Genomic DNA, 22,308 nt, shown 5'->3' with positions numbered 1-22,308 from the left:
ATATTTTTGCCAACCTTAACAGTGATCTCATTATCTAGAATTCATAGATGATGTTTTTTGTCAATGCGTAAGTCCTAGCTTCTTCCTTTTTCTTTCTTCCTTCTGGTATACCTCAAATCAAAAAACAAGGCGACCCAACCAGGTCGCCTTGTCTTTTATCATAAAAAATGCAATTTGTCAACAGCAAACAGCTACTTTTTTTTCCGTTTAGCCTTATCTAACCGCCTGCGATCACGCCATTCAACCGCCGTCAAATAAGCCACCCCGCCAGTCACCGTCAGCAGCAGTACAAAAGCCACTAAAACGAGAATATTAGCAATCGAAAATTCCACAACCCATCTTCCTCTGATTTAACATTTTCTACTTTCGATTTTAGATTAAAAATGTTAACAGTTAACAGTTGAATGTTGACGGCTAACTGTTAACTGTTAACACTTCCTTCAAACTGCTGGCAAATCTTCCAAAATTGTAAACCTCACATGATTAATTGCCAGAGTCCCCACGGAAACATCCTCCTTGTTTAAAGGAAGACCCCCGCTCGTGAGACCTTGAAACCGAATTCCCTTGCCAATTTCTACGTGATACCAAGCCAAACCCATAAAAAATCGCAAAGGATAAGGGCCTCTGTCTTGAATATCATCAGGATTAGATTCCATCGGCACCCAGCCAAAACCCGGAATGTAAAACTCCAGCCAAACGTGATTGAAATCCGGCTCCAGCGACACCCCTTTTCTGTCAGCAAAAGCCGGACACTTGTAGCGCCCGATCGTGCGGCAAGCAATCCGATTCAACCTTGCCAAAGCCAACAACACCCCCACGTACTCGCCGCAAGAACCGATGCCGCGGCGCAGTACAATATCGGGAGTGTCAATGTGAGGTCTAATCCCGTAAGAAAGTTGGTCGTAAACAAAATTGCGAATGCTCAGTAACTGCCTCAGAATATTAGTTTCCGAGCCAATGGCAGCCACAGCAGCCGATCGCACAATCTCCGTATCCATCGCCAAATTGTCATTGTCCACCAAATACTTAGCTGCAAACTCCGGCGACAGCTTCGGAATCTTTTCCACATCCCGAGGCGACAACTGATACTTAATCGATCGAACTTCTAACAAAGCCTTCCAGCCAAAAATTCGGCGTTCCCCAGGGTGCAGCCGATCGAACTTAAACACCGCCACCCGTTCCCCTTCCTGAATTTCCTCAGTAAAAGGCATTCCGATCGGCGTAATTTTCCTGACCTTTTGCCGGTGAGTTTCCGAAGGCAAAGCAATTCGCCACTCCAAATTTTCGATTTCTACCTCATCGAGAGGAGACAGTTCCTCCACATAAGACATTTCCATCAAAAAACCGCTTGACAGAGCGTAGCGCTCTGCTTCATTGTAGTGAAAAGACAAAGGCTGAATAAAAGTGCGATCGCGCTTCGTCAACTGAAAAGGATCTTCCGAATTTGGGTCATCCCGGATGTAAAGTTCATCCCCAGCATAAGCCACGTACAGAACCTCCTCCCCCGTCTCTGAATCCTTGTGAAAAGCCAAACCAGAAGGCGACTCAAAGGGAGTCAAAACGCTAAATTTAATCTCCCCAGTTGCCCGTTCCAAACAGTAAACAGTTTGCTCAGTCTTGTCGCAAACCCAAAGTTCCTCATCCCGGACAGTGATATTTTCTACCCCTATACCGGGAGCGTAAAACCGAGTAATTTCCCGACCATTTTTCAGGTCAAAAACCAGAATATAGCCCAATCTCTGGCACGTCACATAAAGCGTAGATTTCCAAACTGCAATCCCGTCAGCAGGATAAGGAAGCGAAACAAAATGTTCCGGCCTGAGTTCAGCCATCGCCCCGTCCCGAATTGCTCCCGGACAGCAACAAATATCCTCATCCCGCGCAAACCAGAGAGTATCTTCCGAAATAGCCAGCCCGGTTGCGCCCGCAAACTTAGCCGTTTGACAAGGATTCAAAACTGTAGTGTTGTCAGTTTCTCGATCGATCTCCAATAGCAGCCCTTCGGCGCGATCGACAGCGAACAACCTATTTCCTAAAAAAGCAATGCCGTGCAGTGCCAAGACCCCGATCGGTCTTACCATCCGCAGCCCCGAAGGCTGTTTCTCCGAGAGAACTGGTGAATCGAGATTCATGCTAAATTTTTTGCCGGTATTGTACAGAAAACCTGATTCGTAACTTGTAGCCGATGCTTGAGGTTCGCCGGCAAAATTGCCGAGGTTCCTGATATCTAGGACTAACCCATCAACCGGGTTTTTTTTACGAAAATACGCGTTTTAGCTTCTTCCCAGAGTTAAAAAACCCGGAATATTAGTCTTTGTGAAAGTTAGGTTTAATAACCTCAACCCAACCTGCTGCCGTGAAGGCAAGTAAGTATAACTACTAGGCTACCACTGAAAAACGCTACACACAATTCCATATTGGTCAGAGCAGCCAAACTAATCGTATCTGGCGGAAGATATAAATTAAGTACAACAGATTACTATATCCGTCAAAACCTTGGGTAGAATAAAATCGTGCGATAAAGTTCTTAGGTTCATCAGAAGGCAGGTTCGTCATGGCTTGGAAGTCTGCTCTAAACATCCGTGTCTTTTGCTTAATTCTGTCTTTAGAGGCAGTTGCCGCCGGTAGTTTCTTAATACCAGCTCTTGCTCTCAACAGCCCCGCAAACAGCGTCCCGCGCCCCTCACAACCGCAGCTACCCCTCAACTGGCAAACAGTTCAACCCCCTGAACCAACCGGAAGGAGACCGAACAGCCAGCAATTGGGAGCCACGTGGAATAGCTTTCAACCGCCGGAGCAGGGAGTACCCGGAAGGCGGGAAGGCGGAGGAACCCGCGGCTTAGAATGCCCCACTGCCACAACTGCCTTAACTGCCTTGATTCCCCAATCAACTATGGGGCAAACCATATCAGCAAAGCCGACATTTTTCTACTACCTTCCCGTAGCCCTGGACAAAACAGTTCAGTTTGAGTTAGCAGACGAAAGGGACAAAACACTATACAAAAAAAGTTTTCGGATGGTAACTAGCCGTCCTGGTATCGTTAGCGTCAGCGTCGGCTCCGACGGCAACTCGCCAGCCCTGGAAGTGGGCAAAAACTATCAATGGTACTTTACTATCAAATGCAACCCAAAAAACTATAGAGATGATGTTCTCGTTTCCGGGTGGATCAACCGCACCGCACTCGCCCCAACCGTGAAAACAGAGTTGGATCGATCGGGCGATCGCGCCAAGCTCAGCATCTTCGCCCAACAAGGTCTCTGGTACGAGTACCTGGCAACTCTAGCTCAATTGCGCCTGGAGTTTCCCAGCGATGCCAGTTTAGCGCTCAAGTGGTTAGAAGTGTTGAACTCAGTCGAACTCGGCAAAATCGCCCGAGAACCATTAATCGCAAGTGAGTTAACACCCATCACAAGAAAATAATTCGACACCAGTTTCACGCAAAGAATGCAATGGTAGGCAAGCCCCAAACCCCGATCGCCATAAGTCATTGCCAAATCTAAAATCTAAAATCGTATGACTTGTGCAGCAAGTACCAAAAACCCGGTTTCGATCGCGGTATTTGGCAGCGCCACAGATGATTTTTGCCTGTTCCGGGTTTTTTGGTCGATCGTCCTAAATAAATTAAACTTTTTGTGCTAAGCAGTTCGGACTCCGACGCTCTTGAAAGCCGGACTGTTGAAATTTTTATGGTCAAATTGCGCCTAATACTAAATGATAAACTGGCAGAGTCAAGCAGCAGACAAACTTATTTTAGAGAATTTATAAATTATGCGCCCGATTCCAAATATTGCAATATTTCGGTTGGGGATTTCACTTCTAACTGCGCTCCCGCTCGCTTGCTTTTATGCCAATCAAGCTATATCCCAAACTTCCGATATTTCTCAGTTGCCCGCCGCCGCTGACAACTCAGCAGATCCGGGCAACGAAGTATTAGCACTGCAAAGACTGGAAATCCAGCAGGATGAAACTGCAACAAACTTCAATCAACTCCCGGATTCGAGCGAGAGCAACCCTGAACCGGAAATACAATCGAACCGCGCCGAGAACAGGCAAGATGCCTGTTCCACAATCGATGAAACTGCTTGTGGTGCGGGCATCTTGCCCGAAGCAAAAAATCTGGTTGACAGCGATCCCAAATGTCAGAACCAGCTACCTTGCAATGTTTTAGCCCAGAACCCACCCTCGGCGCCTCCAAACCTGCCGCCGCCCCCGACTCAGCCAGATCCAAATCGCGATCGATTTTTGCAACCAGCCCCGCAGCCTTCCCCAGAACCTGCCCAAATACCTCCAACAGTAGGGCCCCAACCCCCGTCGCCAGTTCCTGTGCCGCTGCCGAATGAGGTAATTCAGGTGCAGAAAATTCAAGTAGTTGGCAGCACAATTTTAAGCCAAGACGAAATTAATGCCTTAGTCAAGCCGTTAGAGGGCCGTTCGGCCACCCTAGAACAGCTCAAACAAATCGCCGACAAAATTACCGAAATTTACCTCAATCGGGGCTACATCACTTCGAGAGCCGTCTTGCCGCCCCAAACTATCACCGCAGGGGTAGTCCAAATTCAAGTTATCGAAGGCAAGCTGGCCCGAATTGAGGTAGAAGGAACTAAAAGATTGCATCCAAGTTACATCCGCAGCCGGATTCGACTCGGTGCCCGAATGCCTTTAAGCACAGCTTCCTTAGAAGACCAACTCCGGCTGCTGCGAGTCGATCCTTTATTTGAGAATGTAGAAGCCAGCCTGCGGGCTGGGGATAATGAAGGCGAGAGCATTCTGATCGTCCGAGTCTCGGAAGCTAATCCGTTTCAACCTACTTTCAGCTTTGACAATTACTCGCCTCCCAGCGTCGGTTCCGAAAGATTGGGAGTTAGTTTGCGGCACCGCAATATAACAGGAAATGGCGACGAACTTGCGGCGGCTTATTACCGATCGCTAGGCGATTCAGACGTGTTTGATTTCAGCTATCGCGTGCCGCTAAATGCGATGAACGGCACTTTGCAATTGAGGGCGGCGCCGAACCGCAACAGTATTGTAGAAGAACCTTTTGACACTTTTGACATTTCGGGCAAATCGCATTTATTTGAACTCAGTTACCGCCAGCCGCTGCGGAGAACGCCGATCGAAGAATTTGCCTTATCTGTCGGTCTTACTTATCAGACAGGCAGAACTTTTCTCGCCGGCGAACCGGTTCCTTTTGGCATCGGCCCGGACTCCAAAGGTGTCACGACTACGACTGCAATTAAGCTGGGACAAGACTACATTCGGCGCGACCCGCAGGGTGCTTGGGCCGTGCGATCGCAATTTACGATCGGGACTAGCTTGTTTGATGCTACTCAAAACGAAGGTTCCGATCCAGACGGACAATTTTTTAGTTGGCTGGGTCAAGTGCAGCGAGTACAGCGATTGAACGACAAACATTTATTAATTTTGCAGTCAGACTTGCAGTTGTCAGCTAATAGTTTGTTGCCTTCGCAGCAATTTGTAATTGGCGGCGGGCAATCTTTGCGCGGCTACCGCCAAAATGTCCGTTCTGGCGATAACGGGTTCAGAGTTTCGATCGAAGATCGGATTACTTTGCAGCGCGATGCTTCGGGAAATCCCAAACTTCAATTAGCTCCTTTTTTGGATGCGGGTACGGTATGGAACGTTGCGAACAATCCTAATAAATTAACCAATCAGACATTTTTAGCAGGTTTAGGTTTGGGGGTAATCTGGGAACCGATACAGCGGGTCAACCTGCGAGTAGATTACGCTTTTCCTTTGGTGAGAATTAGCGATCGGGGCGACAATCTGCAAGATAAGGGCATTTACTTCAACATAATTTATACGCCCTAAAATGAGCGATCGGCCGGGATGCTACGCATATAAATTGTCTGTTATGGCAGAGGGGAGATGGTTCTTTGTGGGGGAGTGTCCGAGGGAGAGAGTCTCCGAGTGAAAGATGAAGAAAATATTTCCTTCTTGCTTCTTCTCTCTTGCTTCTTCCCTCGAACCTCTTCCTTGTTCAACATCCGATATTAATCGCCGACTTCCCCGACAACCTCCGCAGCAGCCTGACTTTCGAGCCAGAGTTTGAGCAGCAAGAGCTCTGCCCGATCGCCCAACACAGTCGCAAACACGCCGTCAGCCCCCTCAGACGCGCCAGAAATCCACGTACCGCGCAGAGTCACTTCTACAAAGTCAGCATCAGCAACACAAAGGTCGATCGCATCGCTGTCATCTCGGCGGGCCTCAGATTCCAACAGAGACAGCGCCGGCAAATTCGCCGGCAGCAAAAATGCCGCAGTGCTCGGTTCGACGCTGATGCTTTGACCAACTCGCATAGCCAGCACAACTCGCAGCGCCACTAACTGTTCGGGAGATTGAGCCAAACGCTCCAGGTTAAAGCCCGTTTCAGTGTAAGTCAACTTCAGCATATTGACAGCCCTAAATTTGGAATTGAAAGTTGAAAATTGGTAATTGAAAATTGGTAATCGGGAATTGGTAATTGGGATTTAGGGCAGATTTTAGATGAGAATTACGCATCAATTTAAAATCTAAAATCTAAAATCTAAAATCTAAAATTCTTCCCATTCCCTATTCCCCAATTTGGTATTCGTGCCAAAACAGTTCGGCAAAAGCAACAGTGGGGTGTATGGGGGCTTTCGGCTTAGTTCGCAGAGGCATTCCAGCTTCTACGGGAGTTCGATCGCCCTTACGGGAGTTGCACCGTTCGCAAGCAGTCACCACGTTGTCCCAAGTATGCGGGCCGCCCTTCGATCGAGGCATCACGTGATCCAGCGTCAAATGCCGGTTGCTACCGCAGTATTGGCAAGAATGAACGTCGCGGCGCAGAACTTCCCGGCGATTGACCGGCGGCACTTTCCACACCCGTTCCCTGTTACCAAAAGTCAAGCGGATTTGTTCGGGTACGTGGATGCTGGTGCTGGGCGATCGCACCAGCCAGCCGTTGCCGATGCTAAAATCCAGAGGTTCAGCCTTGCCTGTTACCAAAAGTACGATCGCCCGTTTGATGTTGACACGGCTCATCGGTAGGTAATTCTGAGAAAATACCACCACAGATTGCCTCAATACATCACTTACTACGGTCACGGCTTGCTCCTCCTCATCAATTTTGGATTTTAGATTTTGGATTTTAGATTTGGGATTTTGAATTTTGGGTGCTTCATCAGCATTGGCTACATCTGGTTTTTTGCCAGTTCCCCAAGCCGATCGAATTTCTCAAATATCCAATCAAATGCCCCCGCTTCTCTTACTTAGAAACGGGGGCTAGAAAAACTGCTAAAGGCAAATTTTCATCCTGTCTTGGTACAGTAGTTTAGCTGTACCTCCCGCTTCGCGTATCTCGATATGGCTGTGCCACTTGCAGACCATGCCGGTCTACCTCGTTGTCATGAATTTCTGCAATTTGTCCTAATCCACTATAACCGGGTTTAATTGGGCCCCGGCCCGCCCGCGAGGTCGCTGCGACGGTCGCCAAACCCGTCCTAAAGACGTGCTGTAACGACTCGGAGCGACCCCTGGGGCGATCGCACTTCAGTTGATAGGTGGAGTAGGTGGGGAGAAATTTCAAAGTCGGCAGAAAGTGGTAAGAGACCTTTAAATCTAGCTTTAAACATACTACACTGATATTACACATATGTCCACCCTGTCACGGAGAAAAATTATGCATACCCTACCTAGAACCTCAACCACCGAAATGGAAGTCACCAGCATTCGACTGGAAAGAGAGCTCAAGGAGAGACTCAAAGAGCTCGCGGGCAATCAAGGCTATCAAGCTTTGATTCGAGATTTGCTCTGGAATTACGTGCAGCAGAAGTCTGGAGAGTATCGCCAGATGTTTTCTCGATCGGATATTCGAGCCAGCATTAATGCCACAGCACAGCAGGAGGAACGCTGCGCGCTTACAGGAGAGTTGATCCGACCGGGCGGGCCGATGTTATTAGGCCTGACGATGCACGGGGAAATGGTGCCGCTGAGTATAGGGAGTATGGCTGGATAAACCAGTTTATCGAAAATTTGTGAGAGCGATCGGCCTGGGGTGAAGGCCCCAGGCGCTGAAGTTCGTACTATTTTAGATTTTAGATTTTAGATTTTAGAATTGGGAATGGCTTATAAGATAAGGGTTTGGATCGCTGGTCTAGAGTTGCATTATTTTTGGGAACTGGTATAACAATACTTCGGACAGTTTTTGATTGCCAACCGTAGCATAAGGGTTTCAAGGCGATTCTGCAAGTTCGCTACCAACTGACATCTTGCACCATTTTCAATAAGCTTTTTATGGGCGGGCTCTCCTGCCCACCCCACAAGAAATTGCACTGGTTGTGGAACAGGCATCTTGCCTGTTCTTGAGAATGATCCAAGATGTGAGCTACTAACGAAAAATCGAAGGTTTCAGACTGCGAACTAAAACAGTCCGGACTATTGGTATAAAATTCCGCAGTCTTTAAATAATATCTATTTAACCAACCACGAAAACGCTTTCGGCGAAGCCGTTCCCGTAGGGTAGAGCGCGAAGAAAGATGGAGAAGAAGATAGCTAATGTCAGCGGTTCGCAATTCTGGTAACGCAGATGCGGATGCTCCAAAACGCGCGGGCTAGTGCTAAACTTTCCATCGGGCGTGCCGAACAGACGATCGTAAATTTGATGAAAAAAATTAAGGTAATGCTGAAAAACCCCTACTTGACTGCTGTAAGTTCGATCGCCCTTCTCACAATTATTGCCGGATGCGCCGCTACTGGATCGCCCCAACTTGCATCTCCCTCTCCTGTAGCTGAATCTTCCCCGCCACCGGTTAAACCAAGTCAGCCCTTAACAGTCTCTGCTAACAATCCCGAAACTCCCACAAATACCAAAATCCAGCAATATCTCAACGGGTTGACAGCACAAGGTTTTGCCAAAGAAGACCAAGGGATCTGGATGCAATCTGGCAATACTTTGCTAGCCAATCATCAAGGTACAGTTCCTCTGTCAGCCGCTTCTATTACCAAAGTAGCAACATCTCTGGTAGCGCTGCAAGAATTCGGGCCGGAACATCAATTTATTACCTTAATTGGTACAACAGGAAAAATTGAAAACGGCGTATTAAAAGGCGATTTAATTGTTCGGGGAAGCGAAGATCCGTTGTTTGTTTGGGAAGAGGCGATCGCCCTCGGTAACGCCTTAAATCAAAAAGGCATCAAGCGAGTCACTGGTAATTTAATAATTGCCGATAAGTTTTACATGAACTTTGAACTCGATCCCCTCAAATCGGGAGAATTGCTCAAACAAGGATTGAACAGTCAAATCTGGCCCAGCGAAGCCGCCGTCCAGTATCAAACACTGCCTCCAAATACGCCGAAACCCCAAATAGCAATTGAGGGTACTGTAAAAGTTTTGCCAGCACCTCCCAACAGCGTGCAGCCTTTAGTCAAACATTATTCTTTGCCCCTCGTCGAACTGATCAAAAAAATGAATCAGTACAGCAACAATCTCATGGCAGAGATGCTAGCTGATACTGTCGGCGGCGCCAAAACAGTCGCGAAAAAAGCAGCAGCAGCAACCGGAGTTCCTACCGCAGAAATTCAACTCGTCAACGGTTCGGGCTTAAGCGAAGAAAATCTCATTTCTCCCCGGGCTGCTTGCGCGTTGTTCATAGCTTTAGAACGCTATCTTCAACCTTACAGCATGACAGTTGCTGATGTCTTAACTGTAGTTGGGAAAGATAAAGGAATACTGTCAGAACGGCCGCTTCCCAAATTAGCAGTAGTCAAATCTGGCACGTTGGATAATGTTAGCGCTTTGGGCGGAGCGCTGCCAACTCAAAAACAAGAAACAGTGTGGTTTGTGATTATGAATCGCGGGGCTAATGTCGAGACATTTCGCACTCAGCAAGAGGTTTTGCTGAAAAGCTTTTTGAATGAGTGGGGAAGTGTTCAAGTTTCGCCGCCCGAATTAACGCCAAATCCTGCTAGAAATAGTAAGGTATCTCGCAGCGAAATTGTCAATTGATTGGGTTTGTAGTAAGGATTTTAGTCCTTGATTTTTAATTAGCGTAAGGTGGCGCCACAAGCACCTAGCCCGCGTCTTGGTGCGACGGATTTGCCTCATTCTATGTGTTGGCGATCGGCAATAAACAAGATTTATTACCGATCGGCAAATTCCGAGGAATGCCCTATTTAGAAAGGTGATGAAACACTCTCAGGATAGAAACACCAGATTATTATTCCCCTAAAACTGCTCTGTCTCTACAGCTTGCGAAAATAGCCGTTGGAATACTCACAAGCATAGAGTACAGAGACTTTTTCAGGCTTGTCTGCAAAAAACTCATCACAAGCACGTTTTACACCAGGCGATTTGAAAGGCTCAGCAGTATGTGGACGTGAAAACACCTTTTCATCATAATAAATGCCAAATAAGCAAATAGCTCCTGGCGTTAGACGCTCGTAAACATGGGGCAGTACATATTTAGTAGAGCTATATAGATCGCCGTCCACAATTGCAAAGCTTATCTTATCTGGAAGACAGGAAGGAACAGTTTCCTCGAACCATCCTTTATGAATATGTGGTAGATCCAGTCCAATATCGGAAAAATTCTTTTTGAATTCGTCTAGTCTCGCTGTCATCGAACCTTGATCGTATACTCCATCTTTAATATCGTCTCCTTGTAGTTTTGGAAGCCCTTCAAAGCTGTCAAACACATGAAATTGTTTATCCGGTGCATACTCCTTCAGAACTTTTTGGATCACAATGGAGCTTTCGCCAGCATTACAACCAACTTCGACAACATCACCAGATACTTTGTATGCTGCTGTTTGGCTTGCCAAATGAAAAATATTCATTCGAGCTTCTACATTTGCCATGCCAGGTGATTTTGGAATAACTTGACCGTTCAAGCGAAATTTATTCAATACCAAATTAGCCAAACGATGGCGTTTGCGTGGAGTCCGGTGATCCCAATCAAAATAATTTGCAATAAAAGTATTGTTCATGTAGTTTGCTAGATGAAATCGTGAATAGTGGTTGAGAGGATGGATGACTTCACTTAGAATCCTGGCATCAGCAGCATAGCAGTGGAACCGAACTATACCAAATCCGGGTATAATACCGCCTTTAGGCAAAGCGTAAAAGTAGGGTGCGTCGCTGCGAAAATTCTGGCTATTTACCACTATACAATTAGCGACGCACCCTACCGTATCATCAAGGGGATGGATTGACCCGGATTTGGCATTACATAGTTTGGAATAGCGCTGGAATAAACGTTTTGGAAGCTGCTAATAGCAATGACTTTAAATAGAATAAATGAAAATTATATCTTGGCCAAGAAGTTGAGGAACACTCACTTCATTGAGACTAGAGATAGAGTACCGAAAGAAAATGTTGCTACCTGAGATACTCCAAATTGGTTTACTTCTCTAGAATAGCACGCAATTATGAAATCTGGATGAAATGCCGCTGCAAAGCATGAAATCATCTCTCTTTCAGAAAAAAGAGGCAATTACTTCAATTCATATCTCAGGTAAAGCCTGATGGTCGGTAGGTTCTCACGTTTTGTCAATTCACCAGGAGGTAAATTATGACGACCAGCCGGCTGAGGAGTGCGATCCTCTTCGAGGGCTGCGCTAACGAGGCAGTTGCGTCATCCCTGATATCAATTCCGGCTGCGCCGGAATGATATAGAGGACACGGCAGTGCCGTTTCCCTACCGCGATTAATTGTAGGGACACGGCACTGCCGTGTCCTGATTTCGGGTAATATTAATTCCGATGCAACCGGAATTGATATGAGTAGGCGATCGGCAATAAACCTAGTTTATTGGTAATCAGTTGTTAAAAGAATGGGGAGTTTTCATTTTTAACTCCGTAATTGAATTTAGCCAACTGTGGCATCCTCATTTTTTGCAATGGATTAGGGCTACATTATTCGGGCGTTTATTTATCGGTAGCGGCTTTGCTTGCGAGGATTTTATCGGCTATATTTTGGGATGTATTCTGGACTGGGTTTTGGTGGTTTGCCTGAAGCATAAAATCCTGAAAAGACACCAAAAATCATAACAGGTTCGTAGTAAGGACTTTAGTCCTTTCTTTTGATAACCTCACATATCATCTTTATCTGGGATCTATCGGCCTAGCGACTACTATGCCGATCGCACTTTCGACTCGGCTAATATATCTTTGCAAGTCGTAAGCAACTGTCACCTGCCCCGCCGGCGAAGCGTGAATTAAACCGAGGTTCCCGTCAGAATTGCGGTAGACTAAACCCGTGTGGGTGACATCCAATCCTTTAACATCCGTGGCTACCGCTACAATATCCCCCGGTTTTAACTGAGAATAAACACTTTTTATCCGATTTGTCGGGATGTAATTAACAGTAGTTTTGGCTAAGTCTGCTTCTTGGCTGACAATGCACTGATAAGTTGCTTCGTCTTTGACCATTTGTGGGTAACTGCTGCGGTGCTGGCTCATGAAATTTAGTGTTTTATTCATGGGCACTCCGCCTAATTCAGCGGTGATATTTTCCACTGTTTGCCGTTTTTGATTGTCGTTAATCCATTCGGAAAAATAATGCAATCTGCTGCAATAACCGTTGATTTTACCGTTTAAATACCGCTGTTCTTCTATGCGATTTACAAAATTTTGATAGTCGTAATCTTGTACTGCTACGCCCCTGGCGATCGCCAAAACGGTTTCTACAAACAAAACGCAATCAAATTTATTCAACGTTACGATCAACTTTTCTTCGCCGGGTTTGTCCAGCAAACCCTCGGCGTATGGTTTTCCTAGGAAATTATCGGCGATCGCCTGCACGATTTCTCCGATCGGTCGATCGTGCAAATTTTGTTTTTTTGCATACTGTACAATCTTTTCAAAACGTGCTATGTCTTCGGATTGTGCAGCGGTTTCTCTCTCCGTATTATTTGAGTCCGGTCGTCTGGCCAGCACCTCCAGCAATTGGGTATAGGCAATTTCCGGTAAATTGTTGAAGTCCCACAACAGACTCGGGAAACTGGAAACAGTTTGCTTTTTTGTTGCTTCCCGATTTTCGCTTTCTCCCGTCAACTGAGTTGCTACATCAGCGCCCTGTCCTTCTGTTTGTCGATCGACAACCGAGCCCGCAGCAGGTTGAGACTGAAATGCCCAAACATGAGGTATCAAAAAATTATTCGCGCCGGCGATCGCAAATCCCAAAACAGCCAGACTCCAAAAATTTCTCATGTTTTTCAAAGGATTTTGCTTCAACTCAGTGCTATCCTGAAATTTTTACAATTATTAGAAGTCTCAATCAGCCTAGCAGACAGATAAAATTGACACTACTCGGACTCGATCGACACACTTGTCATTTAGACGCCGCCCTATTATAAACTGATCGTGCGAGTTTGATACCACAACACAATGCAAGTAGAACGCCGACGCCGCCCAATCCAGCCCAGAGGCCCAATCGGGCCCCGAGACCCAATCCGCCCCCGAGGCCCAATCGGGCCGCGACGCCAAAGCAGCGAGGGCCCAGTCCAATCTCGTCGCCAAAGCAGCCAGCGTCCTGTCCAATCCCGTCGCCGAGTCAGGACGAAATTTTCTCGCTTAAAATACCGTAACATCCTGTGCTTAATTGCTGGGGTCATCGCGATCGGTTGGATTGTCACAATACCGTTCAGAATTCGCCGTCCCCCAGAACCGCCAGTCATCTTGGCTCAACAGCCCATCTCGCCTCAAGAAACACTCTCGCCTCCGACAATTCAAACATCGCAAAATTTAGCCGATCGTCAAAGCGAGCCTACCTTCAGCTACAACATCAAAACACCTCCCAATCCAGTTTACTCTCAAGAATTGCAAGGGATTGTTGATGAAGCTGTGAAGATTGCAAGCAGTAAAGGACTGCCCACAGAACAGCTATCAATTACCTTATTTGATGTCAGTAATTCCAAAACTCACACCTTCGCCGGATATCAAAATCAAACTCTCCGATTTCCCGCTAGCGTTGCCAAGTTATTTTGGATGGCAGCCTTTTACTCAGCCATCGAAAAAGGCATCATTACGCAAAGAGAATCTGCCTTTAAAGACGACCTAGAACAAATGATTGGTGTCTCCAACAACGATGCAGCCAGCAGGCTTTTAGACAAAATCACAGATACAAAATCCGGCGGACGGCTCGCAGGAGAAGAGTTGCAAACATGGCTGAAAAAGCGCACGCAAATTAACTCATTTTTCCAGTCAGCAGGCTACAATGATATTCGTATAAGCACCAAAAATTATCCCATATACTATTTGAAGCAAGAAGGTCCAATCGGTCGCGACTTGCAATTGCGGGGCGATGCTTCCCAGCCGATTCGCAATCAAGTAACTACCGACCAAGCCGCCCGATTAATATATGAAATCTATACTAGGCAAGCGGTTTCTAGCGTCGCCAGCCGCAAAATGGCTTACTTGCTGACAAGAGATTTAGACCCCAAGGCATGGAAAAATGACCCTAGCAATTCGATACAAGGATTTCTGGGCGAATCTTTACCAACTAATATTTATTTTGGTTCCAAAGTGGGCTATACTTCCAAATCGCGCAGCGAAGCGGCATTTGTCAGGACTTTAGACGATCGCGCGATTTATATTTTAGTCGTTTTCGCAGACGATCCGGCTTATGCCAAGGACGAAACAGCATTTCCGGCAATTTCCCGATACGTGTTCGATCGGCTAAACGCTCGCGGGCCCAGCAGTTAGGAGTGAGATCGTGTCCGATCGAACAACCACAATAAAATTGGTTGGTAGTGAGGACTTCACTCCTGTCTCGCTGGCGAAGCGCGGAGGCAACACAATTATCAGATAATTGATTCACCGGGCACAATTTAACTGGGGCGAAAGGATTCGAACCTCTGAATGGCTGGACCAAAACCAGCTGCCTTACCACTTGGCGACGCCCCAACGTCTCAACATTTACTATAGTAACACCCAGACATGGGAATCTGTCAAGCACTTTGACAATAAAATTTAAAAAATCTTTTTGAAACCGATCGCCCGCAGGTTTATTCTTTAACCGCAGCGGGGCGAGCCAGCGGGATTTCGATCCTGAACTCCGCTCCCTGTCAGGCTTGGGAGATACACTTCAAGCGGCCTCGGTGTTTTTCCACCACAATCTGGTAGCTAAGCTGAGGCGCATCTAAATTTTAAAGTCAAGTTTGATGAAATTCTTGTGGGGTGTCCCGCCCGCCCGAAAAATACAACGCAAGATGCCCGACAGCTTAATAGAGGTGAGGACTGGGATTCGAGCAATTATCACGAAGGGATAGGAAACGGTTAGCGGATGTTCGGCAAATCGCACGTCTGTGGAAGCGTCTCGGACAATGACGGCTTGTTGCTGTTTCTGGAAGGAATTTGCAGGGGGTTCGAGCGCAGATTCGGGAGCAACCGCAGGTTTTTGCAGGGGAATTGCCGGGTCAAATTCCGAGAGAGAGTTTGAGCTGATGGCGAACTCTTCGGGAGTGTGGTCGATCGCGGGATCGCAAAAATTCAGGTAACGGTGGGCAAAAGTTCGATCGATACCTAGCTGCGACTTCAACCAGTGGCGTGCGGCGTCAATCAAGCTCAGATGAGTTAGAGCACCGCAGATATAAGACTGTAGAAATTATAATTCCAGTTGACTATGCTTTTGAATACCTCCGGCGGGCTAAATCTAAGAGCCTCGATCGGGAGGAAGCAGCTTTCATAAATAGATGGCGGATAGCTTACATAGAATTTTTTAAGCAGTCTAATTGTATCTTAAGAGACTTGTCTAATCGTGGTAGCTGGCTTGCTGGTAGATTAAAATAATTGGTTTGTGCCACAATACCAGTGTCATTTACCGAGCGATGCCACAGGCTGCGGCTCAACTAAAGTTAGGAGATGAAGTACAAAAGATGTTAAGATGTTAAACTTTGTAAAAATAGTTGGTCAAACTCGACCGTCGAGGGTTTAAGGGTTTGGATGCACATTTTGCAACTGTTGTAATCGCCGATCGACCCCTCGGGCAATCCCTTTTTTGGAGTTTGAGGTCAAAAAAACAAAGGTAAAATTTCTACTAACGCTCCAATGGGGTTGGCAATTATTTAGCAGAGGCAATTCTCAAAAATTGACGGCGGGAATTATGTTTTCTATTTTCAATAACTATTAAATAAACAGGGAGAAGAATATGTCTGCAACTAGCAGTCAAGTACCAACTATTTTGGCAGTTGATGATAGCGTCGTGATGCAAGGACTTGTCAAACAGGCTTTAAGTAAAGAGTTTCGAGTTCTAGTGACAGACAATGCAGTGGATGCTTTGTCAACGATTTATCACGAACAAATTTCGGTTTTGTTGCTCGATGTTTCGATGCCTGGTATTGACGGATTGGAACTCTGCCGCACGGTGCGCAGCTTGCCTCAGTTTCAGAATTTGCCGATCGTCATGCTGACAGCGCGAGATGGAGCCTTTGATAAGGTACAGGGGCGTTTGGCGGGAGCGACAGAGTATTTAACAAAGCCGTTTGATGCTGACAAGTTGCGCGAAGTAATTGGTAAGTTTATCAATCTCAAATCATAAAAGTTACCCGCGCTACATCGAAGAAACCGGGTTGATTATTTCAGGCAGATTGCTGAACAAAACTATTGCGATATAGCAACCCGGTTTCTGCTAGTTCCCAACTCAAAATTATAGCATTTTTCCATCATGCCAAATCTAAAATCTAAAATCTAAAATGGTATTACCAGTACCTGATTCAACTGCAAACCGCTATATTCTCCCGCTTGTCCTAAACTTTTAATTTCGCCAACAGTAGAGGAGCGATCGCACTAACGGGTAAAACGTGCTGGGCCGCACCAAGGGCGATCGCCTCTTTCGGCATTCCGAACACAACACAACTGGCCTCATCTTGAGCAATTGTCAAGCCACCACGTTGGGCGATCGCCAACATACCATCAGCACCGTCTCGGCCCATTCCTGTTAGCAAAACTCCCGCCGCCGCCCGACCGTAAAAATTAGCAACTGACTTAAATGTTACCGTTACAGAGGGGCAGTGTCCCGCCACAGGAGCAGCTTCCGAATAAATAAAACGCCCTTGAGCATCCAATTCTAAATGACGTTTTTCGGGCGGAAAATAGACAACACCAGCTTGCGGCAATTCCCCCAAACCCGCTATTTTTACCGGCAGTTTAGATTCAAAACCCAACCAGTCAACCAATCCCTGCAAAAATCCTTCACTGATGTGCTGGATACAAATTACCGGCACAGGCAAATTAACTGGAAACTGCGAAATAATCGAGTGCAGCGCTTGCGGCCCGCCTGTAGACGCGCCCACAGCCAATAACTTAATCGTTTGAGAATTGAGATTTTTGCTGGATAATTTGCAATTCTGTATTGGTAGTTGATTAGTTTGTATAATAGGGCGATCGCTTGTTTGGATTGCTCCCAGCTTTTGATGCCGCGTAAATACTTTAACTCCCGACAAAACTTTAACTTTAGCGATTAATTCATGCGCGAGGCGATCGTAATCTGACGCCAACCCGCCCATTGGTTTCGGAAAAACATCTAATGCACCTGCTTTCAGAATTTGAAATACATTTTGAGTATCGTTTGCTTGTACAGAAGCACTAATTATTAAAATCGGTCGCGGGTATTTCTTCATCACTTCCTGCGTGAATTCTAACCCGTTCATTTGTGCCATGTTCAAATCCGTACAGATGACTTCCGGCTGAAGTTTCGGAATTAATTCTAGTGCTTCTAACCCGTTGCAAGCGGTTCCTACAACTTGGATTTCTGGCGAAGCATCAAAAATGCGCTTGAGGACGAGCGTAGCTACTGGGGAATCTTCTACTAACAATACTTTAATCGGCGACAACATCAGTTTTTTAGGTAATTGGCAATTGGGAATTGGGAATTGGTAATTGAGAATGGGGAATTGCTCCTAATTCCTTCTTGCTGAAGCCGAACCCTTCCCTTTTCACAATTAAACTAACCTTTTCAATGTCTCGATCAATACATCTTGATTGAACGTACCTTTAGGAATATAAGCATTAGCTCCGGCATCAGCCCCTCTTTGTCTATCTTCATCCGACGCCAAAGATGTCACCAAAATAATCGGCAACTCACTGTATTCTTTTTGCTGGCGAATTTTAACAGTCAGTCCCAAACCGTCCAAATTCGGCATTTGTACGTCAGAAATCAGAGCATCAAAATAGCGAGTCTTTAATTTATTGAAAGCATCCAATCCGTCTACTGCTGTCACCACTTCATAACCTGCACCTTCGAGAATGCGCTTTTCTTGAGTGCGGGTAGCGATCGAATCTTCTGCTAAAAGTATAACTTGTTTTCGGCTGACCGTCTCAATGGGCGATCGGGCACTCCCAACCCCGCCCGACAAAACTTGCTTGCGTACAGATTTTATCAAATCGTGGGGATTGAGCACCATACAAACTTCTCCCGTCCCGAGAATCGTTGCACCTGAAACATTTCGCACCCGTTTCAGCAATAGACTTTGAGGTTTAATCACCACATCCTGTTCATCAATCAAAGCATCTATAAATAACCCCAATCTTTCCTCCCCAACTTTCAGAACAATACAAGAGATTTTCGGAGAATTTGATGTCAGGAATTCTCCTTTTATTTTGCTATTGACTTCTCTCCAACTTTCCTGTAGCCATTCCCGATTATTCGGCAGCCATTCTCTATTTTTTAATTCTAGTAAATCTGCTAAATAAGCAACTGATAGCGCCTGACCCTCAGAAAGTATAGTTGCCTTACCTTCTATGGCAAAAATATCAGAATAAGCAACCATTTTTGCCATTTCAACAAACTCAATGGGCAGCGCGTAAGCAATACCTTCAACTGCTACAATTAATACATTGGCAGTAGCTAGCGACGTGCCCAGTTGCAGCCGAAAAGTGCATCCTTTTCCTGAGACCGATTCAACTTGAATGCTGCCTTTTAGTGCTTCAACATTAGTCCGAACTACATCTAAACCCACCCCCCGTCCAGAGATTTCAGTAACAAATGTTCTGGTTGAAAAACCAGGAGCAAAAATCAGCGAGTGAATTTGGCTTTCTGTCATGATGGCGAGTTCCTCCAGCGTGCAGATGTTGCGTTTGACAGCAGTTTGTTGAATGCGAGCGAGATTCAGCCCCCGGCCATCATCAGCAACTTCAATGATAATATTGTTAGCAGTATGGTAGCCTTTAATTCGGAGAGTAGCGGTAGGAGGTTTGCCTAGTTTTTCGCGTTCGGCGGCCGTCTCGATGCCGTGGTCGATCGCATTCCGAATCATGTGCATTAAAGGGTCTTTCATTTCTTCTAAAATGCGTTTATCAGCTTTAGTTTCCGCACCTTCCATGACTAATTCAACTTCTTTCCCTTCCCGCTTCGCCAAGTCTCTAACCGTTCGGGGAAATAGATTAAAAATAGTAGACAAAGGCAGCAGTCTGAGAGTGCGAATTCCTGATTCTAATTCCTCGGCAATTAATTCGAGTCTGGCAGTATCTTCATCAACTCGATTTTTTAAGCCATTTACTAGAGTTCCCAGACGTTCTAAACGTTCTTCAGTACGCTGGTAATAATTCTGTAACTGGAGTAGGCTCGCCTTTTGTGGAGACCCATTTTTCTCAGTTTCTATTCGATCCAAACCCAACCGATTTATAGAAGCTTCTCGGCTCCAATTTTCCCACAAAGTTGTAAGCTTTTCTATATCAGCAAGTCGGTGTACTAGCCGAGTTTTGGTGACAGTAAGTTCCCCTGCTTGAGTCATTAAATCGTCTAAGTTTTGGGTAGAAACCCGAATGGTTTCGATGCGGTAAGACGAACTAGAAGAACCGCTAACAGTGGGTTGGGAAGCCGATGCAGCAGGGGGCCCGGAAGCCGCAGGCAAGTTTTGAGATTGCAGCAGCAATTGTTGCTCGGATTGTAGCGTCGAAGAAGAGTAATTATTATCTAAATTAGTGGCGGAAGAAGTTTCACTGTTTGTTTGTGATGGTGGCATTTCCGAATCAGTAAATTGCATTTTTACTAATTCTTGTTGGGGGACTTGTGAAGATGCTGGCTGTGCTGTCGGGGCGGCTGGCTGGGGCTTGTTAGAAGCACCCATCATGCTAGCAAGCACGTAAAATGTATTGACACCGGAATCTTCACCCGTGACGGCTTCGTCAACGAGTTTGCGGATGGCGTCTAAACCTTGCGAAAGTCGATCGCTAATATCTGGATTTAGTTGAGTTTCTCCCCGCTTGACACCTGCCAAAATATGCTCTATTTGATGAGCTAAAGATGCTACATTTTTTACGGCCAGCATCCCAGCATCGCCTTTAAGAGAATGGGTTTCCCGCAGCAATTCTTCTAACTTAGCTGAGTCCTTCGGGTGTTGTTCCAAGTACAGCAATCCATCGTCTAGTTTTTGCAAGTGATCTTCACTAGCAATTTTAAATACATCTCGGAGCTCTTCATCTTCAATCATATGTATCTTTGGGTAATTGGTAATCGGTAATTGGTAATTCTTCTTTTTATCCGTTACATCCGTTACATCCCGTACACTGCTCGTTGCCGAACTTCCTTCTAAACTACTGATTTTAAATCTTGGGCTGCTTGGTTGAGTTGAGAAATGCCGAGTTTGACTTGAGAAATGCCGGTGGCAGTTTCCCGGGCGGCGAGGTTAAGAGAGTTGACGGCTTCAACTACATCCTGAATGGCGATTGCCTGGTTTCTTGCAGTAAAAGAAATTTGTTTGCTGTTCAAAACAATGCGATCGATCGCCTCGGCCACTCCCGCAAATGCGTCTGCCGTTTTTCGGGCAATTTTCACTCCATTTTCCACAGTCTTTGTGCCGTCATCCGTCACCGTTGCTGTCGAACGAATCGCTTTCTGGATGTCTGCAACTAAAACATTAATTTGGCTAGCAGATTCCTTGCTTCGATCGGCTAATTTGCGAATCTCGTTGGCAACAATAGCAAATCCTTTGCCGCTTTCACCGGCTCTAACTGCTTCGACAGCAGCGTTGATGGCGAGCATATTTGTTTGGTTTGCTAAATCGCTGACTAAACTGGAGATATTTCCAATGCGATCGGTTTGCTCGCTCAAACGCAAAATTTGCTTTTGAATTGCTCCTACATTTTCGGTCAAAGTTGCCATCTCTTTCAAGGTATTGTCTACTGCTTGACTGCCTCCTGCTGTGAGTTTAAGGGCCTGTGCGGCCCCGAAAGCGGCCGAAGCGGCTTGCTCGGCACAAGCTTTGCTTGATTCGCCCAATTCGTCCATTGTAGTAGCAGTTCGATCGACAGCATATAGTTGTTGGCTGGCGATGCGTTCTTGCTGTTCGACGGTGACAGCAATTTGCGAGGAAGAAGAGGCGATCGCCCGCACAATTGCATTAACCGAGCGAGTAGTTCGACGGGCTAAAAAAATTGCGATCGCGCTAACAACAGCAGCAGTCATTCCAACTCCGGCCATCAGAGCATACAGCAAGTCTTTTTGCGGAGCAAATACATTTTTTGTATCGTTGGAAATAATCACGCTCCAACCCAATTCTGGCGTATTATTTAAGGTTTCAATAGGAGCGTAAGTAATCAGTTGCTTAGCTCCATCCATGAGATCGATATCTATGGCACTCTTAATCTTTCTGTCGGCTTGCATTTTGGCAAAAACAGTAAAGTTAGACCGTGCATCTCTGCTCACATCATGAGTTTCTGTTGCTGAGAAAAACTTGCCATTACCATCAATCAAAAGGTATTCCTCTTTTTTTAATTCCTCCGATTCTCGGGTTAATTTCTCTTGGTTTTCCTGAAAACCCTGCTCTAAATAACTTGTAGGCGTGCGAGTTCTGATGACGGCGATAGTTTTTCCTGTATTGATATCGACAACCGGCGCTGCTGCAAAAATGGCGTATTTGCCATTTATAAATGACTTTCTTGGCTGCACAAGTGTAGGACGATTAGTTTTAATTACTTCCTTAAAATACTCGCGCTTGCCGAGATCGGTAATTTCTTCTCCGCTCGATTGCAAAATAGTATTTCCCTGGAGGTCTGCGACTGCAATACTGTCGTAGCCTTCCCCTTCTTTTACAAATTTATCTAACAGAGCTTGTTTTTGACTGGTTGATGTTGTTTGGCTGACTCTGGGGTCGTTCAGTATACCTAAATTAGCTAGTTCCTTAATGTCTAGGTAGCGTTCAAAAATAAAGTTACTGACTTCATTTGCTGTAGAGATCGCCCGTGATTCTTGGTACTTAATTACGTAGTTAGTGAGGTGCTTGCTGGCAAATAAATAAGTCATCGCTCCTGTCAGTAGAAGTGGGATGGTACTGAGGGCGATCGCAAAAACAATCGCTTTAATTCTTAAAGATAATTTTTTCATTTTTGTG

Annotated in this window: 18 protein-coding genes and 1 tRNA gene; 8 read left to right on the top strand and 11 right to left on the bottom strand. The window is 45.9% G+C overall.

Translation table 11 applies throughout. The annotated features are described in order from the left end of the window. Nucleotides 1-191: 191 nt before the first annotated feature. The gene (locus QUA02_RS15510) at nt 192-332 is read right to left on the bottom strand and encodes a hypothetical protein (RefSeq protein ID WP_333029071.1); all 141 of its coding nucleotides are present in this window, start codon (nt 330-332) and stop codon (nt 192-194) included. A 108-nt stretch (nt 333-440) separates the two neighbouring features. Then, the gene (locus QUA02_RS15505; protein ID WP_333029069.1) at nt 441-2,132 is read right to left on the bottom strand and encodes a transglutaminase domain-containing protein; all 1,692 of its coding nucleotides are present in this window, start codon (nt 2,130-2,132) and stop codon (nt 441-443) included. A gap of 422 nt (nt 2,133-2,554) precedes the next feature. Between QUA02_RS15505 and QUA02_RS15500 the strand changes: the two genes are divergently transcribed. From QUA02_RS15500 to QUA02_RS15490, 3 genes are all read left to right on the top strand, one after another. Next, the gene (locus QUA02_RS15500; RefSeq protein WP_333029067.1) at nt 2,555-3,421 is read left to right on the top strand and encodes a DUF928 domain-containing protein; all 867 of its coding nucleotides are present in this window, start codon (nt 2,555-2,557) and stop codon (nt 3,419-3,421) included. A 93-nt stretch (nt 3,422-3,514) separates the two neighbouring features. Then, a complete protein-coding gene (locus tag QUA02_RS15495) occupies nt 3,515-3,640 on the top strand; it encodes a hypothetical protein (protein WP_333029066.1) in 126 nt (41 codons plus the stop codon). Nucleotides 3,641-3,769: 129 nt separating this feature from the next. Then, the gene (locus tag QUA02_RS15490) at nt 3,770-5,830 is read left to right on the top strand and encodes a ShlB/FhaC/HecB family hemolysin secretion/activation protein (protein ID WP_333029064.1); all 2,061 of its coding nucleotides are present in this window, start codon (nt 3,770-3,772) and stop codon (nt 5,828-5,830) included. A gap of 182 nt (nt 5,831-6,012) precedes the next feature. Here the strand turns inward: QUA02_RS15490 and QUA02_RS15485 are convergent, their stop codons facing one another. Beyond that, on the bottom strand, nt 6,013-6,411 hold the full coding sequence (locus QUA02_RS15485) for an alr0857 family protein (protein ID WP_333029062.1): 399 nt from the start codon (nt 6,409-6,411) through the stop codon (nt 6,013-6,015). 160 nt (nt 6,412-6,571) lie between these two features. Further along, nucleotides 6,572-7,087, bottom strand: coding sequence for an HNH endonuclease (locus tag QUA02_RS15480; RefSeq protein WP_333029061.1), 516 nt, complete (start codon nt 7,085-7,087; stop codon nt 6,572-6,574). A 574-nt stretch (nt 7,088-7,661) separates the two neighbouring features. On the opposite strand from QUA02_RS15480, the gene QUA02_RS15475 reads away from it, so the two are divergent. Next, nucleotides 7,662-7,997, top strand: a complete 336-nt coding sequence (locus QUA02_RS15475; RefSeq protein ID WP_039886507.1) for a ribbon-helix-helix domain-containing protein — start codon at nt 7,662-7,664, stop codon at nt 7,995-7,997. A 576-nt stretch (nt 7,998-8,573) separates the two neighbouring features. Continuing rightward, nucleotides 8,574-9,986, top strand: coding sequence for a D-alanyl-D-alanine carboxypeptidase (locus QUA02_RS15470; protein WP_333029060.1), 1,413 nt, complete (start codon nt 8,574-8,576; stop codon nt 9,984-9,986). A gap of 236 nt (nt 9,987-10,222) precedes the next feature. Here the strand turns inward: QUA02_RS15470 and QUA02_RS15465 are convergent, their stop codons facing one another. Further along, nucleotides 10,223-10,966 (bottom strand): TylF/MycF/NovP-related O-methyltransferase, encoded by a 744-nt coding sequence (locus QUA02_RS15465; protein ID WP_333029059.1) that lies wholly within the window; start codon nt 10,964-10,966, stop codon nt 10,223-10,225. An 834-nt stretch (nt 10,967-11,800) separates the two neighbouring features. On the opposite strand from QUA02_RS15465, the gene QUA02_RS33630 reads away from it, so the two are divergent. Then, nucleotides 11,801-12,028 (top strand): ribosomal maturation YjgA family protein, encoded by a 228-nt coding sequence (locus QUA02_RS33630; RefSeq protein ID WP_445305173.1) that lies wholly within the window; start codon nt 11,801-11,803, stop codon nt 12,026-12,028. Nucleotides 12,029-12,082: 54 nt separating this feature from the next. On the opposite strand, the gene QUA02_RS15460 is transcribed toward QUA02_RS33630, so the two are convergent. Next, nucleotides 12,083-13,189 (bottom strand): N-acetylmuramoyl-L-alanine amidase-like domain-containing protein, encoded by a 1,107-nt coding sequence (locus tag QUA02_RS15460; RefSeq protein ID WP_333029058.1) that lies wholly within the window; start codon nt 13,187-13,189, stop codon nt 12,083-12,085. Nucleotides 13,190-13,366: 177 nt separating this feature from the next. On the opposite strand from QUA02_RS15460, the gene QUA02_RS15455 reads away from it, so the two are divergent. Further along, the gene (locus QUA02_RS15455; protein WP_333029057.1) at nt 13,367-14,683 is read left to right on the top strand and encodes a serine hydrolase; all 1,317 of its coding nucleotides are present in this window, start codon (nt 13,367-13,369) and stop codon (nt 14,681-14,683) included. 129 nt (nt 14,684-14,812) lie between these two features. Here QUA02_RS15455 and QUA02_RS15450 read toward each other — a convergent pair. Together QUA02_RS15450 and QUA02_RS15445 are read right to left on the bottom strand one after the other, a co-directional pair. Beyond that, nucleotides 14,813-14,884, bottom strand: a tRNA-Gln gene (locus tag QUA02_RS15450). 235 nt (nt 14,885-15,119) lie between these two features. Further along, on the bottom strand, nt 15,120-15,542 hold the full coding sequence (locus tag QUA02_RS15445; protein ID WP_333029055.1) for a hypothetical protein: 423 nt from the start codon (nt 15,540-15,542) through the stop codon (nt 15,120-15,122). A 585-nt stretch (nt 15,543-16,127) separates the two neighbouring features. On the opposite strand from QUA02_RS15445, the gene QUA02_RS15440 reads away from it, so the two are divergent. After that, nucleotides 16,128-16,517, top strand: coding sequence for a response regulator (locus tag QUA02_RS15440; RefSeq protein WP_333029053.1), 390 nt, complete (start codon nt 16,128-16,130; stop codon nt 16,515-16,517). A gap of 208 nt (nt 16,518-16,725) precedes the next feature. Here the strand turns inward: QUA02_RS15440 and cheB are convergent, their stop codons facing one another. The 3 genes from cheB to QUA02_RS15425 form a co-directional block, all read right to left on the bottom strand. Continuing rightward, the gene (gene cheB, locus QUA02_RS15435; RefSeq protein ID WP_333029051.1) at nt 16,726-17,814 is read right to left on the bottom strand and encodes a chemotaxis-specific protein-glutamate methyltransferase CheB; all 1,089 of its coding nucleotides are present in this window, start codon (nt 17,812-17,814) and stop codon (nt 16,726-16,728) included. A gap of 105 nt (nt 17,815-17,919) precedes the next feature. Further along, nucleotides 17,920-20,409: a hybrid sensor histidine kinase/response regulator gene (locus QUA02_RS15430; protein WP_333029049.1), complete on the bottom strand. Its 2,490-nt coding sequence runs from the start codon at nt 20,407-20,409 to the stop codon at nt 17,920-17,922. A gap of 98 nt (nt 20,410-20,507) precedes the next feature. Continuing rightward, on the bottom strand, nt 20,508-22,301 hold the full coding sequence (locus QUA02_RS15425) for a methyl-accepting chemotaxis protein (protein WP_333029048.1): 1,794 nt from the start codon (nt 22,299-22,301) through the stop codon (nt 20,508-20,510). Nucleotides 22,302-22,308 lie beyond the last annotated feature (7 nt).

The organism is Microcoleus pseudofavosus SVA1_A4, assembly GCF_036700565.1.
In the GTDB taxonomy this organism is placed as follows: Bacteria; Cyanobacteriota; Cyanobacteriia; order Cyanobacteriales; family Microcoleaceae; genus Microcoleus.
This window is presented reverse-complemented; position numbering and strand designations above follow the sequence as displayed.

What these genes read in the sequence shown, in the direction of transcription:
- QUA02_RS15505 (WP_333029069.1), bottom strand. Translation starts at nt 2,132, where the DNA reads ATGAATCTCGATTCACCAGTTCTCTCGGAGAAACAGCCTTCGGGGCTG.
- QUA02_RS15500 (WP_333029067.1), top strand. Translation starts at nt 2,555, where the DNA reads ATGGCTTGGAAGTCTGCTCTAAACATCCGTGTCTTTTGCTTAATTCTG.
- QUA02_RS15495 (WP_333029066.1), top strand. Translation starts at nt 3,515, where the DNA reads ATGACTTGTGCAGCAAGTACCAAAAACCCGGTTTCGATCGCGGTATTT.
- QUA02_RS15490 (WP_333029064.1), top strand. Translation starts at nt 3,770, where the DNA reads ATGCGCCCGATTCCAAATATTGCAATATTTCGGTTGGGGATTTCACTT.
- QUA02_RS15485 (WP_333029062.1), bottom strand. Translation starts at nt 6,411, where the DNA reads ATGCTGAAGTTGACTTACACTGAAACGGGCTTTAACCTGGAGCGTTTG.
- QUA02_RS15475 (WP_039886507.1), top strand. Translation starts at nt 7,662, where the DNA reads ATGCATACCCTACCTAGAACCTCAACCACCGAAATGGAAGTCACCAGC.
- QUA02_RS15470 (WP_333029060.1), top strand. Translation starts at nt 8,574, where the DNA reads ATGCTCCAAAACGCGCGGGCTAGTGCTAAACTTTCCATCGGGCGTGCC.
- QUA02_RS15465 (WP_333029059.1), bottom strand. Translation starts at nt 10,966, where the DNA reads ATGAACAATACTTTTATTGCAAATTATTTTGATTGGGATCACCGGACT.
- QUA02_RS15460 (WP_333029058.1), bottom strand. Translation starts at nt 13,189, where the DNA reads ATGAGAAATTTTTGGAGTCTGGCTGTTTTGGGATTTGCGATCGCCGGC.
- QUA02_RS15455 (WP_333029057.1), top strand. Translation starts at nt 13,367, where the DNA reads ATGCAAGTAGAACGCCGACGCCGCCCAATCCAGCCCAGAGGCCCAATC.
- QUA02_RS15440 (WP_333029053.1), top strand. Translation starts at nt 16,128, where the DNA reads ATGTCTGCAACTAGCAGTCAAGTACCAACTATTTTGGCAGTTGATGAT.
- cheB (WP_333029051.1), bottom strand. Translation starts at nt 17,814, where the DNA reads ATGTTGTCGCCGATTAAAGTATTGTTAGTAGAAGATTCCCCAGTAGCT.
- QUA02_RS15430 (WP_333029049.1), bottom strand. Translation starts at nt 20,409, where the DNA reads ATGATTGAAGATGAAGAGCTCCGAGATGTATTTAAAATTGCTAGTGAA.
- QUA02_RS15425 (WP_333029048.1), bottom strand. Translation starts at nt 22,301, where the DNA reads ATGAAAAAATTATCTTTAAGAATTAAAGCGATTGTTTTTGCGATCGCC.